Raw genomic sequence first — 13,631 nt, forward strand, 5'->3', positions numbered from 1 at the left:
GCTATTATAGTCTACATTTGTGCTTTATTTATAAGTTCTTTTCTACACATCTATCTTAGGTAAGAACTATCATATTAATAGCATAAGCAATCTCAATCGACAAAAATAGGCAAAACTTTTTCGATGAGGAAATTTTAGCTACACGAATCAAGCTTTTGATAAATTTGACCTCTAGAAAGTAACTAAGAAGAAATCGCGACCCACCTTGAGAGCAAATAAACTAACCTCTTAAAGCTCGATAAACTGCTTGCTCAAACTTATCACATTCGTTAATTAACTGAATAACAACTTTCTGAAAATAAGGAACATCAATTAAACTTATCTCAGCATTGTGCATAATCGAAAAAGTTTGTCTACCACTAATAGTTTCCAAACACCAAAAACCGATTTTGTAGTTAGAGTTTTCTGCAATCAACAGCGTAGACATCCAACCTGGTATCTCATCTCGACTATCAAACTTGACACCACTAGGTACAGAAAATTCCAAAGTAGTGTCATAGCGTAAAATAAAAAGAGTTTGAGTGCTACCAGACTCCATTGTGAATCGAAGAATAGTACGGCGATCGTTAATATCTGCAATTTTCCATCCTAATTGATTACAATACCTAGAAATAGTTGAACGGTAGTTACTACCAGAAAATAAATCCAGATCGATTGCCATAATTTTTGCTCCTAACTAAACCTTACTTTTTCTCCTACTCAAATTGACTAATGCTGCGATAAAGCGCTATTAACTGCTGACTGAATTTCTCTAATTTGTTTAAAATCGGTAGAAGCATACGCTCTTGATTCCGATCCCCCAGAAACAACTACTATCCAATAAGTAGACTTTTGAGAACGCCACCACCAAATTCCTAATCCAATTAACAAAAGACCAAGACCGTAAAAGATAAGCAAAAAAACTCCTAAAACAATACAAATAATAGGTCCTTTACGACTAGGGTTTTCAATTAAAGTTTTAACTGCGGCAATATTACGAATAGGAAACTGAGTACTAGGAACTTCAAACATATTTCTCGTTACCCTAACTACGCCGTTATCGTAAAAAATAGAATCTGCCATTATCAAAATCTCCCTAATAAATTAGAAAAAATTACTTTCACAGCAAGAGCAATCGAACAACTAAATCATTGTTTGGTTGGCTACTTATTTAGCTTTAAAACCAAAATAACTGAAACAAAAATCTAGCGACTAGCAACCTCTATTGTTAATCTACTTGCACCTTGATAATTTCTTGCTTCGAGATTAATCATCAGAACTATCACCAACTTGACAATTAAAATTAATCTTTTTGTTGGTAACTTAATTGTTCGACAAATAAACTTACTCGTTAGCAAGATTGGCAAGAATTTTAACCGCCTAAAAAATAGCTAAAATTAATATTTATTTACTTAAGGGCAGCTATTTTTTCGTTTTTAAAACTCAATTTTTGTGAGATTAAACCGAAGGTTACTAAACCAAGCCAAACCCAAAAAGAGATAAAATTTTCGGGTACTTTTTCGGGTTCGTGTTCGGGTAATTCCAAGGGAATAGGGGGTGTTTGGGGAGCATTTCCGCTACCTAGTGACGTGCCAAAAAACTGAGAATTAGTAAAAGGCTGATGAGAACTGGCAACAAAGTCATTAAGAGCAGAGGTAACAGTATAACCATCATCAAATCCAAAGGTAAAAAGAGCGCCTTCCAATTCAAAAGGTTCAGCACCAAAAAAGTCAATTTTCGACCAAATATCGATATCTAAGCCAAAATTAAAACTATCGCCTACCTCGAAAGAACTATTCAGAAAATCTAGTCTAAGTAATTGACTTCCATCCACAAGACCGCTAACTTGAATATCAGTGTCAGAAATACCGTTAAGTAAGTTCATTCCTAGGGGCGATCCTTCTAAACCTGGAGCATTATTTGTGGGATCAAAAAAAGCATTAACCGAACTGAGATCTAAAGTCAACCAATCCAAAGTTTTACCTAACGAACCTTCTAAAAACTTAACTTTAAAAAAGTCATTAGTCTCATAAGGTGTAGAACCGATAGTATCAATAGTAACTTTAGGGATTGTGCTGAGGAAACTGCTACTTCTAGCTTGCTCAATTTGGGTTTGGGTAAGCCGATCTAATTTAGCTCCGTCTGGAGTAATATCATTAACAGAATTAGCAGCATTACGTTTACTACCTTTTGTCATTAAATTTACGGAATCACCTGCACCAAAATTATCATGTTTGAGTCCAAAATTATGACCAATTTCGTGAGCAATTGTATCTCGGCGACCAATACCTGAATTATAACTAAAAGTGGCATCGTTAATTATAGTTCCATTACCACCTATCCAAGCTGTTCCATAAGTAGTGAAGTTAGGAAGAGCAGTCTCGATATTATCAACGAACCACATATTTAAAGGTCCAGTGTTCCACCCAGAGTCCAGGTGTCTTCCGAAAGAACCTGGATCTCCGGAAAAAGCTAATTGATGGAATTCGTAATTGATGTAAGGTGGGGAACTATCAGGGTTTTCAGCAATACTTAAATATTTAGAGTCATTGAGTTGTACGGAGTCGAGGAAAAGTATGTCAATACCTGCCTGAAACCAAATTTTATCTGTTTCGGCTTCAAAAAAGTTCATCTCGGCACAATTCAAGCCAAAGTCATTACAAACTCGAATTGGCTGAACTTTAAGATACTTATCGATGATCTGGGCTTGAGTTTTAGGAGTCAGACAAGCTGATAGTGCGAGAAAGCTGGCTCCAAACAAAAACTGAGAACGTAAAGAAAACATTAGCGATCGCCTCCCTGTGAGCTAAATGGAGATGGGATTACATTTGAAGACTTTTTTGCTTTCTCAGCAGCTATTGCTCGAACTTTAGGTCTCCAAAGTTAACCTTACTCTGATAGAAACTAAATTTTTCTGGGGTTTATCATCTTCTAGATTCATTAATAATATAACTAGAAAGGCAGGATGGAGGCTACCAATCAAGATTGGTAATTTGCTTGGCAATTTACTAGCAAAACTTTGGCGTTAAATCTTACTTTCTGTAAGGTTTTTTGTCGGCATGGTCAACGAGTTAACAATTAAGTTTGGTGACTTGATTGTTAACTTGGTTGTTAACTTGATGGTAAGCTAATATTTAAGAAGTTAATAGTGAACGAGGAAAATGACTCAACGAGAAGAATTTATCCAGATAGTACAAAAGTATTGGGATATAGCTAAACTGTATGAAGATTTAAAAATAGCAAAGGAAAAGTATGCTCCTCACAAAAGACAGGGATTGAGTGAGCTAGAAAAAGAGTATTTATTGGGTTTACTTTGTGGATATAATCCTACAGAACTTGCTAGTAAAATCTGCAAACAACCTAGTACAATTAATTCAGACTTATCTAGAAGTTTGTATAGATATGTAGAAGTTTTAACCGGACGAGAAGAAAATAGTCTCCGCAGTTGGCAGGATGTGGTTTGTTGGTTAGAACCAAAATATAAACGGATTGAAAATTGGGATAGTGCGCCAAATATTAGTAACTTTTATGGACGCGATCGCGAATTAGCAACTCTTGAACAATGGATAGTAAAAGAGCAATGTCGTTTGGTGGCAATAATAGGTATAGGAGGAATTGGGAAAACGTCTTTGTCGGTAAAACTAGCACGAGAAATTAAAGATAAATTTCAAATAATAATTTGGCGAAGTTTACGTTACACTCCACGCTTAGAAGAAATTGTTGGTGACTTAGTTTCAGTAGTTACTAATCACCAGGAATTTGAGTCACTAGAAACTTTAGAAGCTAGAATAGAAAACTTATTAAAATTTTTGCGATTGCGTCGCTGTCTAATTGTTTTAGATGGCTTGGAAACACTTATGTGTACCAATAAATTAGCAGGAGAATATCACGAATGTTATCAAGAATATGGAGATTTTTGCCGAGAAATAGGTAATTCAGAACATCAAAGTTGTTTGTTGTTAACCAGTTCTGAAAAATCAGCAGAAATTGCTTTACTAGAAGGTAAAAATAGCCCAGTTCGTTCCTTAAAATTAGAAGGTTTGCAACTCAAAGCAGCCAAAAATATTTTGCAAGTTAGGAATTTAGTTGAAGAACCAGAGTGGGTAAATTTGATTCAACGTTATCAAGGTAATCCTACATACTTAAAAATAGTTTCTACAACAATTGCAGAAGTATTCCAAGGTAGAACCTCAGAGTTTTTTTCTAAGAATAGTACCTATTTGGGTCATATAAGTGAAATTCTAGACCAACAATTTGAACGATTATCTGATTTAGAAATTAGGATAATCTATAAATTAGCAACAGCGCAAAAAACTCTGAATCATCCTGAGTTACAAAAGCGAATTTGCTTGCAAGTATCAACGACAAAAATTACCGACGCACTTCAATCTTTAATCCGACGATGTTTAATCGAAACCAGTTCGGTAAGTTCTAGGGAAAAGGAAACGGTTTATACAATTCAGCCACTAATTAGAAAGTATGTTATCAATCGTTTTAGTAATTTATAGAGGAGATGATAAGAGTTATGTTGACTTTAGAAATATTGCTGCAAAAGCGTTATCATAATCTTAAGCTATTGGGTGAAGGAGGTTTTGGTAAAATTTATGAAGTAAATGATGGTAATAAGCTGAAAGTATTAAAAGTTTTAAATCTAGAAAATTGTCATTCTTTAGAGAAAATGGAAAAGGCGATCGCGCTTTTTCAACGAGAAGCTGAGGTACTAGAAAAATTAAATCATCTAGGTATACCAAAATTAGCTGCGGAAGGATATTTTACGATTAATGACTCAGAAAATTGCCCGATTCTTCATTGTTTAATGATGGAGAAAATTCCTGGGGTTAATTTGTTAAATTGGTTGCCACAAAAAGAGCATAAATTAATTACTACCGAAATAGCAATTGATTGGTTAAAGCAGTTAGTTAATATTTTAGATTATTTACATAAAAATAATTATTTTCACCGCGATATTAAGCCGCAAAATATTATTTTAAAGCCCGATGGACAACTGGTGTTAGTCGATTTTGGTGCTGTGAGAAAAATTAGTAACACTTATTTAGTAAAATTACCTGAAGATCGAGTAACAAATTTACTTTCTGATGGTTATACACCTTGGGAGCAAACGAATGGGAAAGCAATTCCGCAGTCAGATTTTTTTGCACTGGGAAGAACTTTTGTATATTTACTAACAGGAATTGAGCCGAGTAAGCTCAATTTTGATTATGAAAATTGTCATTTGATTTGGCGCGTTCAAGCGCCTGAATGCAGTCACCAATTTGCTGATTTAATAGATGATTTGACCGCTTTTTCTCCTCAAGTTCGTCCTCAACACACACGAGAGATTTTCAAACGAATTGAAGAAATAGAGCAAAGTCTGCAAACTTCGTCAGTTGTTAGAAAAAGAAAGATAATTCAACGGGAAATAAACCCTAAAAAACAAATTATTTTTTTGAGATGGAAGACTCAGTTAGTTGTCTTAGTTTTGGGAGTGCTAGGTTGGAAATTTTTATCCCCTCAAGTAGCCCAACAGTTAAATAAACTTGCCTATGATAAATATATGGCACAAGAGTACAGTCAGGCTGAGTTATATTATCGCTTGGCAATTTCATTTAAGTCAAATTATGGCATTGCTAGATATGGTTTGGGTGCAGCTTGTGAGGAGCGAAAAAAGTTTGATTGTGCTTATCAAGAATATAGAATTGCTAGTCAAAATGAAGACGATCGCGCTGCTTCTAGGGCTATGAATAATTTAGCTCGTTTGTATATACTTCGAGATGCCAATTACGATGAAGCCGTCGAGATTATTTTAGCAGGCTTGAAACAAGCGGAAGAAGTGGCAGTTAAATCGGCTTTGCATAAAAATTTGGGTTTAGCTTATTTGCAGAAAAATCAGTTAGTTGAAGCTAAGACTCAGTTACAGAAATCAATTAATTTAGATAATCGAGATGATGCTTATTGTGTATTGTCTGAGGTAGAAGAAAAAATGGGAGATAGAGAAGGCGCGATCGCTGCAAGAGCAAATTGCTCTTCCTAAATTTTAAACACCAATTTTCTAATAGCAAATTAGCCCGCATAAGCGGGCTAACTTACTACTATTAACGAGCAGTATTCTTCACTGGTGGTGCAGGATCGCAATTGTTTTGCGGTGCTTCAACCACTTCCAGAAGAAGATTTTTCCCTACCGACAAGGTTGCAGGTAAATGTATCGGCGCGAAGTTTCCACTCGTAGCTAATGCGAAAAATGTTGTCACGACAGCAGTAATTATTGTTTCTAGCTTGCTGAACATAGTTAATTCACCTCCGTTGTGTATAATTACAGTGCGTTAAAGTATTTATGCGATCGCCTATTGAGGACAAGGGCTTTTACCGTCTTTGTCATCGCAAACCTGGGAATAACTGTCAGTAGCGATCGCGTTACCAACCTGACGGTAACTTGCAAAGATTGCTGTACTTGGCTCAATCGCAGCTTTGCTTTCAGCTAAAGTAGGTGTAGCTAGGGTAGCGATCGCGGTTACGCCGAAAATAGTTGTTAAGAGTTGTTGCATAACTCGGTTCTCCTTCAACTGTTATTTGAAAGAGGAGAAATCGAGTTCCGGAACTGCTTTTTTTCTCCACAACTCTAGAATGACTGATATATCTACGTTTCAACGTTCACTTTCTTACCAGCTTTGTCGCTTCCAATTGGATCTAAAATGAGCGAAAATTGAACCTAGTTAGCCAATCAATTCAGAAAAAGCATGGCAAATTCGATTAGAGCAACGAAACAAGGTTTAGAGATTATCGATCTCGCTAGAATTAAGAAAGGATGGAGTAAAGAAGAAGAGGCTTGGTATCAATTAGCTTTAGTAGGCAGATCGACTCTGAAAAGATTTTGGCAGCGAAGTAGAATTCGCCCAGAAAATTTTGTCAAAATTTGCGAAGTTGTAGGAGTGAACGATTGGCAAAAGATTGCTGATTTGAGTTTACCTAGTAATAAATCTCTACTGGAAATCGAGATAAAAGCTGTAGTTGAAGAAGTTGACAAACCCTTCATTGATAACCTAATTTCTCAATTACTGGAAAATTATTTAAAAATCGAAGTAAAAGCTAATAAAATTCCGCCCGGTAGCGAAACGTTAGCTCAAGATTGGCAGCCGGTAGAAACAGTTTTGCCTAAGAGTAAAACTAGATTTATTTCGAGCGAAAATGAATTACCAGAAGCCAGTATTAGACGAGCTAAAAAAATAGAATTAGGCGAAAATGATTCAGTCGTACTCGTTGTTCAAATGACCTTAGAATTAGAGAACCAAGTTGGAGTTATTGTCGCAGTTTATCCAGCTGAAGATACTACCCATTTACCAGAAAGTTTGCAAATAGTAGCAATAGACGAATTGTCAGCAATTATTTCAGAAGCAACAGCAGAAAGGGGAGACGACTCTATGCAACTGGAGTTTGGTATTGAACCAGAAGAACTATTTAGCGTCCAACTGACTCTAGATAATGTTACGATTAGAGAAGATTTTTAAATCTAGATAATAATGGGAAAACTGGTTGTCCTTAATTTAGCTGAAGGTGATTTTGACCGGGGATTTACAGTTATTGTAGAAATTGGAGAAGAAAATGCTCGACCTGAAGTGAAAATGGCGGGTAAGTTACCTCCAGCACCTCGGCTTACTGAATTAGTTAAACAGTGGCAGGAAGACTTTCAAAATAAAGTAAATCCAAAGTATAGCAGAACTGCTGGCGATCGCGCTCGTGCCACATCGAGACAAACAATTAAAAGAAACTCTCTTAATTCAGCTCGGAACTTAGAAGTAGAGTTTAACACATGGCTCAATTCAGGCGAACCAGATTGGCAAAAAATTCGGGATAAATTACAACAAAAATTACACCGAGATGATGAGATTCGAGTAATTATTCAAACTGACAACGATCGAATGCGCCGACTGCCTTGGTCAGTTTGGAATTTATTTGCCCTTGAATATAAAAAAGCAGAAATTGCTTTGAGTACGCCGAATTACCAATCTCCAGGGAAAACATCAGTAACAAAACGTCAATCGCAAGTAAAAATTTTAGCTGTTTTAGGCGATAGTATTGGCATTAATACAAATTTCGATCGCCAGCAGTTGCAGCAAGTTGCATCAAGTGCAGAAATTGCCTTACTCAACCAGCCAAGCAAACAAAAATTACTCGAAAAATTATGGAAAAATGAGGGCTGGCATATTTTATTTTTTGCTGGTCACAGTAGTAGTAATGAAGATGGTACAATTGGCGAACTGCAAATTAATCCGAAAGAAATTTTAGCAATTGGAGATTTTTATAACGCAATTGATGAGGCGATCGCGAAAGGATTGCAAGTAGCTATTTTTAATTCTTGTGATGGTTTGGGACTAGCTAATGAGTTAGCTAAGTTACACATTCCTTTAAGTATCGTGATGCGCGAAAAGATCCCAGATGAAGTTGCACGAGAGTTTCTCAAGCATTTTCTGACGAGTTTTGCTGCTAATGAGTCTGTTTATGCGGCGGTATTGGCTGCAAGAAGAAAGTTGTACGATTTATATAATCAGCAATATCCAGGAATTAGTTGGTTGCCGATAATTTGCCAAAATCTAGCTATCGAACCTCCTACTTGGCGAAATTTTCTTTCTCACGAATGGGTATTAGAAAAAACTCTTGGGGAAAATAAAGAAATAATTTATTCGGTAGCAATTTCTCCAGATGGCAAAATTATTGCTAGTGGTGGCATGGATCGATTTATTCGCTTGTGGAATTTAGAAACTGGAGAATTATGTCAGAGGCTAGAAGCACACAATCCAGAGACAAATTTAAATTCTATTCTTTGTGTTGCTTTTAGTCCGGATGGGAAGACTTTAGCTAGTTCGAGTAATATGGAGTTTAATGAGGGTACAATTAAGCTGTGGGATGTAAATACTGGCAAAGTGCAGCGATCGCTCAATAAATCTTTCTTTAATCTTCCGGCAATTAGAGTTAGCAGTGTCGCCTTTAGTCCTGATGGAAAATATCTCGCTAGCGGACATATCGGTACTGACATTAAAATTTGGGATCTGGCTAGCGGAAAGGAAGAGCATACTCTACGCGGACATGGTTGGGAAGTGTCTTCGGTTGCTTTCTCTGCTGATGGAAGGTTTCTTGTCAGTGGTGGTATGGACGGTATCGTGATGATTTGGGACTGGCGTAAAGAAAAACGAACGCAAATTCTCAACCGCCACGATGATTGGTTTGCCGCCTTTGCAGCTTGGGGTGACATCTCCAGAGGTTTCATTCGGTCTGTTGCGGTGAGTCCCGATGGTAGCTTAGTCGCCGCAGCAAGTTCGGAACGACCGATTTATCTTTGGAAAGTTGCGGATGGAGAAGAGTGTCGTATTCTTAGCGCCAATTCAAGCAAGGCTAGAGCTATTGCTTTTAGTCCTGATGGACGCACTCTTGTTAGTGGTGAAGATACTCAACTGAGAATTTGGAATTATCACACCGCAGAAGTATTGCAAGCTATCCCCAGTTTAGCCATAGTTCATGCGGTTGCTTTTAGCCCCGATGGGCAAACTTTAGTTACTGGTACGGCAAATGGGGAGATTAATATTTATCGTTTACCAGCTTAGGAATTGATTAAAGGCGATCGCCTTTAACCCGAAGTTCCTAAGCTAGAGGAAGCATAACTCGGACAGTAGTTCCTTGTTGGGGTATACTTTCCAGGATTAATTTACCTCGATGTAAATCTGCTAAACGTTGCGCGATCGCCAATCCTAAACCCGTTCCCTGTTGTTCGTAAAGTTTACGATCGAATTGCATATAACTGCCAATTTTGTCAATTTCTTCGGGTTTCATCCCTCTTCCTTTGTCTTTCACTTCCAGGATAAAACTATCATTCTCAACTTTGCTGCTGACTAAGACTGCTTTCCCCGGAGGAGAAAATTTCCAGGCATTATCGACTAATTCTTCGACTAATTTTTGCAGGTAATTGCCGGAAATAGCTAATTGAGCATCTGACAAATTTAACTGCAAATCTGCTTCTCTTGCTGCTTCTTGTGCTTGTTGAAGCAGTTTGTCGGTGATTAAATCTTTAACCGAAAAAGTCTTTTGATTTTGTAGCTGGGCAATTCGTTCTGGTTTAGTTCGAGCTAGTTCTAACTCTGCATAAAGTAAGAAATTAACAATCAGTCGATATAAACGCTTCCCAGAAGTATTGATATGCTCGACCATTTCCAGAATTTCTGATTTTTCCATGTCTTCACCTGCAAGCAAAATCAGTTCCGTAAAACCAAGAATGCCATTTAGTGGCGTCCGCAATTCGTGAGGAATCGAGTAAGAAATACTACTGCGTAACTCATCCAATTTTTGCTGAGTCTCTTGATGAAGAAGAGCTTTTTTTTCTAAGCGAATGGCGATCGCGCGCATTAATTCGTCTGGGGTACAAGGTTTGGTAAGATAATCGTCAGCACCGAGTTCCATTCCTTGCCGCAGATCTACTTTATCTGCTCTAGCTGTGAGGAAAATAAACGGAATTGTTGCTGTTCTAGGATTAGATCGTAGCGTTTTTAGTACGTCATGACCATCGACTTCTGGCATCATTACGTCGCAGATAATTAAATCTGGTAATTTTTCTGTTGCCAGACTAATTCCTATGTTGCCATTGGGAGCAGCAAAAGTTTCAAAATCCTCTGCGTCTAGTAAGTCTAAGATATTTTCTCTAATTGCTTCTTCGTCTTCAATAAGTAAAATTTTAGTCATTTTTGCTCGCTCCTATTTTCTTAGTTTAACTTGAATAGTTTATTTTTCTCTAGTAACTTTTTAACTTCTGCTGCTGTCAAGGCTGATTTTTTTTGGATTTCGTGACACTTTTGCTTTTTTAGCATTATTATTTGTTCTTGGTTTTCTACTCCTTCCGCGATCGCGCGCATTTTTAAATTTCTCGCTACTTCTACCATTGCCTTGACTAAAGGTGCATTTTGCGGTAATGAACCGATCGAATTAGCATCTATTTTGACACCATTTATGGGGAGATCGCCTAAGTCTTGCAAACAGCCACTAGCCATATTTAACTGGGCGATCGTTATGTTAATTCCCAATCGTCTTAATTCCATAAGTTTTAAAGCTAAAGCATTGAGATTTTTCGTATTTTCAATTGTTTTAGCTGTTATTTCTAATTCGAGAATCCCAGGTATTAAATTTGTCTTTACTAAAATATTAGTAACTATTTCCTGTAAGTTATTTGCCGCAAATAACTGTTCGGGTAAACTAACTGCTAACTGTAAAAAAAATTTCGATTCTCGCCATTTTGCTACTTCCTGACAAGCCTTTTCTAACAACCATTCAGTTAGCGACACAATTAAGCCAGCTTCTGTTGCCAATTCGATAATTTTACCTGGAGAAATCTCGCCCCGCCAAGGGTGTTTCCAGCCCACAGTTGCAGCAACACCAACCAGTCTATTTTTCTTTAAATCGATTCTCGGTTGATAGCGAACTTCTAATTTTTTATTTTGCCACGCATCGTGAAATTGAGTTAATAATTTTAACTCTTTATCGGCATCGAGACCAAATAAAGGACGACGATAAATTTGACAGTTATTTCCTCCTGACTCTTTGGCTTGACTAATTGCGGTACTTGCTTGTTTCCGCAATTCTTCTAAGTTTTTAGCTAAGGGATAAAAAGCAATTCCGATACTACTAGTTAAGACTAAAGACTTCCCAGCTACCCAAAAAGGTTTAGCGATAACTTTGAGGAGATTGTCAGTAATATTGCTAATTTCATTTTCATCGCTAATTGGAGGAAAAATTAAAGCAAATTCATCGCCTTCAAGGCGGACAATTGCTAAGAAATCATAATTTTTGCCAAAATCAACTAGGCGATCGCCTACCTCTTGTAAAATTAAATCACCTTCCTCATAACCGATAACTTCGTTAACTCGAGAAAAGCGATCTAAACCTAAAATTAAAAAAGGAACCAAACTTTGACTATTGTTTCTTCGAGCATCAGCTTGCGATAAATATTCTCCTAAAGCTGATGAGTTAGGTAAACCTGTAAGCCGATCGAAATTTTCTAAGGTTTCTAATTGTTGCTCGACTTGCTTAAGCTGTTCATTTTGTTGTAGGAATCTCTTCAATCTTGCTGACAGTGCTGTTAATAATTCATCAGGTGTAAATGGCTTAACCAGATAGTCATCGGCACCTAAATTCATACCTTCTCTTAAGTCAGTTCGCTCTCCTTTAGCTGTCAAAAAAATAAAGGGAATATTAGCCGTAGCTGGAGTTTTGCGTAACTCAGAAATAACATCATGTCCGTCTAATTCCGGCATCATTACGTCGCACAAAATCACATCTGGTAGTTGTTCGAGTGCTAACTGAATGCCAATTTTCCCATTGGCAGCCGCTAGGGTTTCAAAGTTTTCTGATTCGAGTAAGTCAAGCAAATTTTCTCGAATTGATTGTTCGTCTTCAATTACTAACACTTTGGTCATTATCTTCAATCTTGATTTGACTTATTTAACGAATTCAATAAACTTAAAAGTTGAGCATTTTCTGGTGTGAGTATTTTTAGGAGTTGAGAAAATTGATTTATTATTGCTATTTCGCGGCTGCATTCTTGTTGTAAAACTCGTAAATAACGTTGACGAGTTTCTTCTGAATTAGCTACGTTCAACATTTTAATAGCTAAGTTAATGTTCGAGGTAGGATTGCGTAATTCTTCACATAGTTTGTTCAGTAATTCTTCCTGAGAATTGCTCAATTTTTCAAGTTCTTGAACTCTTTTTTGTAAAGCTTGCGCTCGTTTTTTTTCTAGATCGTAAGATTCCATATAAGCAGTGTGTTTTTTCATTCTGGTGGCGATCGCACTTAATAATTCTGTCGGCGTACAGGGCTTGGTAATATAATCATCGGCTCCTAATTCCATACCTAAACGTTGATCGTCGCGATCTACTTTCGCAGTGAGAAAAATAAAGGGAATTGTGCTTGTAATAGGCTCTTTTCTTAATTCACCTAAAACGTCATATCCATCTAATCCGGGCAGCATAATATCACAAATAATTAAATCGGGTAACTCTTCTTGCGCTCGTTTTATTCCCTGTTCGCCATTTTCGGCATCAATTACCTCAAAATCTTTAGATTCCAGGATTTCTTGCAAATTTAACCTGACTTCTCTCGCATCTTCAATTACCAAAAATTTAGTCATGACTGCTCTAATGTTTACTCGCAACTCAATCAGGTTAGCATCAGTGATTCTTCAATTTTAACTTTGTGAAGTGAGTTAGTCAGGTTCAAGTTTTCTAACCAAATTGAGTGAGAAAACAGCTAAATAATCGACTATTTTCCACTTTTTTAGGGAATAATTGTCGTAAAAGGAGTATTTTGTCCGATTTGATTATTGAGAGCGATCTTGCTTTTGACGATCGCTAACCAGACTCTGATATAATCTTGCTTTTTGTAGTTAAACATAGCTCTAAAACTAGCTTGGGGATTTTTCCAGTAAATTTCACTAATAATGATTAAAGATATCTACCTTTAGATATAGCAAAGCGAATTTAGTGGCGATCGTCATCAGTGTTACACGCAAAGTTTAGCGATCGATTTTACGTAAGATCCGAATCAGAAAAGTTTGGTTAACGTTACCTCTCTTGACATAAACTAATTTTAATGATAAAGAGATGTTGATATTTCTGATT

12 protein-coding genes are annotated in these 13,631 nt (G+C 36.8%); 4 read left to right on the top strand and 8 right to left on the bottom strand.

From position 1 onward, the window contains the following. Nucleotides 1-220 precede the first annotated feature (220 nt). The 3 genes from G3T18_RS06480 to G3T18_RS06490 form a co-directional block, all read right to left on the bottom strand. Entirely contained in the window at nucleotides 221-661 is a 441-nt protein-coding gene (locus G3T18_RS06480) for a hypothetical protein (protein ID WP_224409721.1), read from the bottom strand. Nucleotides 662-708: 47 nt separating this feature from the next. Continuing rightward, entirely contained in the window at nucleotides 709-1,062 is a 354-nt protein-coding gene (locus G3T18_RS06485) for a DUF6232 family protein (protein WP_224409722.1), read from the bottom strand. 325 nt (nucleotides 1,063-1,387) lie between these two features. Continuing rightward, entirely contained in the window at nucleotides 1,388-2,764 is a 1,377-nt protein-coding gene (locus G3T18_RS06490) for a zinc-dependent metalloprotease family protein (RefSeq protein ID WP_224409723.1), read from the bottom strand. A gap of 376 nt (nucleotides 2,765-3,140) precedes the next feature. Between G3T18_RS06490 and G3T18_RS06495 the strand changes: the two genes are divergently transcribed. Continuing rightward, nucleotides 3,141-4,487, top strand: a complete 1,347-nt coding sequence (locus G3T18_RS06495; protein WP_224409724.1) for an NB-ARC domain-containing protein — start codon at nucleotides 3,141-3,143, stop codon at nucleotides 4,485-4,487. Between the two features lie 17 nt (nucleotides 4,488-4,504). Then, nucleotides 4,505-6,010, top strand: coding sequence for a serine/threonine-protein kinase (locus G3T18_RS06500; protein WP_224409725.1), 1,506 nt, complete (start codon nucleotides 4,505-4,507; stop codon nucleotides 6,008-6,010). A 61-nt stretch (nucleotides 6,011-6,071) separates the two neighbouring features. Here the strand turns inward: G3T18_RS06500 and G3T18_RS06505 are convergent, their stop codons facing one another. Together G3T18_RS06505 and G3T18_RS06510 are read right to left on the bottom strand one after the other, a co-directional pair. After that, nucleotides 6,072-6,263: a hypothetical protein gene (locus tag G3T18_RS06505; RefSeq protein WP_224409726.1), complete on the bottom strand. Its 192-nt coding sequence runs from the start codon at nucleotides 6,261-6,263 to the stop codon at nucleotides 6,072-6,074. Between the two features lie 57 nt (nucleotides 6,264-6,320). Then, on the bottom strand, nucleotides 6,321-6,521 hold the full coding sequence (locus tag G3T18_RS06510) for a hypothetical protein (protein WP_224409727.1): 201 nt from the start codon (nucleotides 6,519-6,521) through the stop codon (nucleotides 6,321-6,323). 192 nt (nucleotides 6,522-6,713) lie between these two features. Here G3T18_RS06510 and G3T18_RS06515 point away from each other — a divergent pair, with 192 nt between their 5' ends. After that, nucleotides 6,714-7,481 (top strand): DUF1822 family protein, encoded by a 768-nt coding sequence (locus G3T18_RS06515; protein ID WP_224409728.1) that lies wholly within the window; start codon nucleotides 6,714-6,716, stop codon nucleotides 7,479-7,481. A 12-nt stretch (nucleotides 7,482-7,493) separates the two neighbouring features. Beyond that, nucleotides 7,494-9,572 (top strand): CHAT domain-containing protein, encoded by a 2,079-nt coding sequence (locus tag G3T18_RS06520; RefSeq protein WP_224409729.1) that lies wholly within the window; start codon nucleotides 7,494-7,496, stop codon nucleotides 9,570-9,572. Nucleotides 9,573-9,609: 37 nt separating this feature from the next. Here the strand turns inward: G3T18_RS06520 and G3T18_RS06525 are convergent, their stop codons facing one another. The 3 genes from G3T18_RS06525 to G3T18_RS06535 are packed head-to-tail and all read right to left on the bottom strand — an operon-like array spanning nucleotide 9,610 to nucleotide 13,141. Next, nucleotides 9,610-10,701, bottom strand: coding sequence for a hybrid sensor histidine kinase/response regulator (locus G3T18_RS06525; RefSeq protein WP_224409730.1), 1,092 nt, complete (start codon nucleotides 10,699-10,701; stop codon nucleotides 9,610-9,612). Nucleotides 10,702-10,721: 20 nt separating this feature from the next. Then, on the bottom strand, nucleotides 10,722-12,428 hold the full coding sequence (locus tag G3T18_RS06530; protein ID WP_224409731.1) for a putative bifunctional diguanylate cyclase/phosphodiesterase: 1,707 nt from the start codon (nucleotides 12,426-12,428) through the stop codon (nucleotides 10,722-10,724). A 5-nt stretch (nucleotides 12,429-12,433) separates the two neighbouring features. After that, entirely contained in the window at nucleotides 12,434-13,141 is a 708-nt protein-coding gene (locus G3T18_RS06535) for a response regulator transcription factor (protein ID WP_224409732.1), read from the bottom strand. Nucleotides 13,142-13,631 lie beyond the last annotated feature (490 nt).

The organism is Oscillatoria salina IIICB1 (assembly GCF_020144665.1).
In the GTDB taxonomy this organism is placed as follows: Bacteria; Cyanobacteriota; Cyanobacteriia; order Cyanobacteriales; family SIO1D9; genus IIICB1.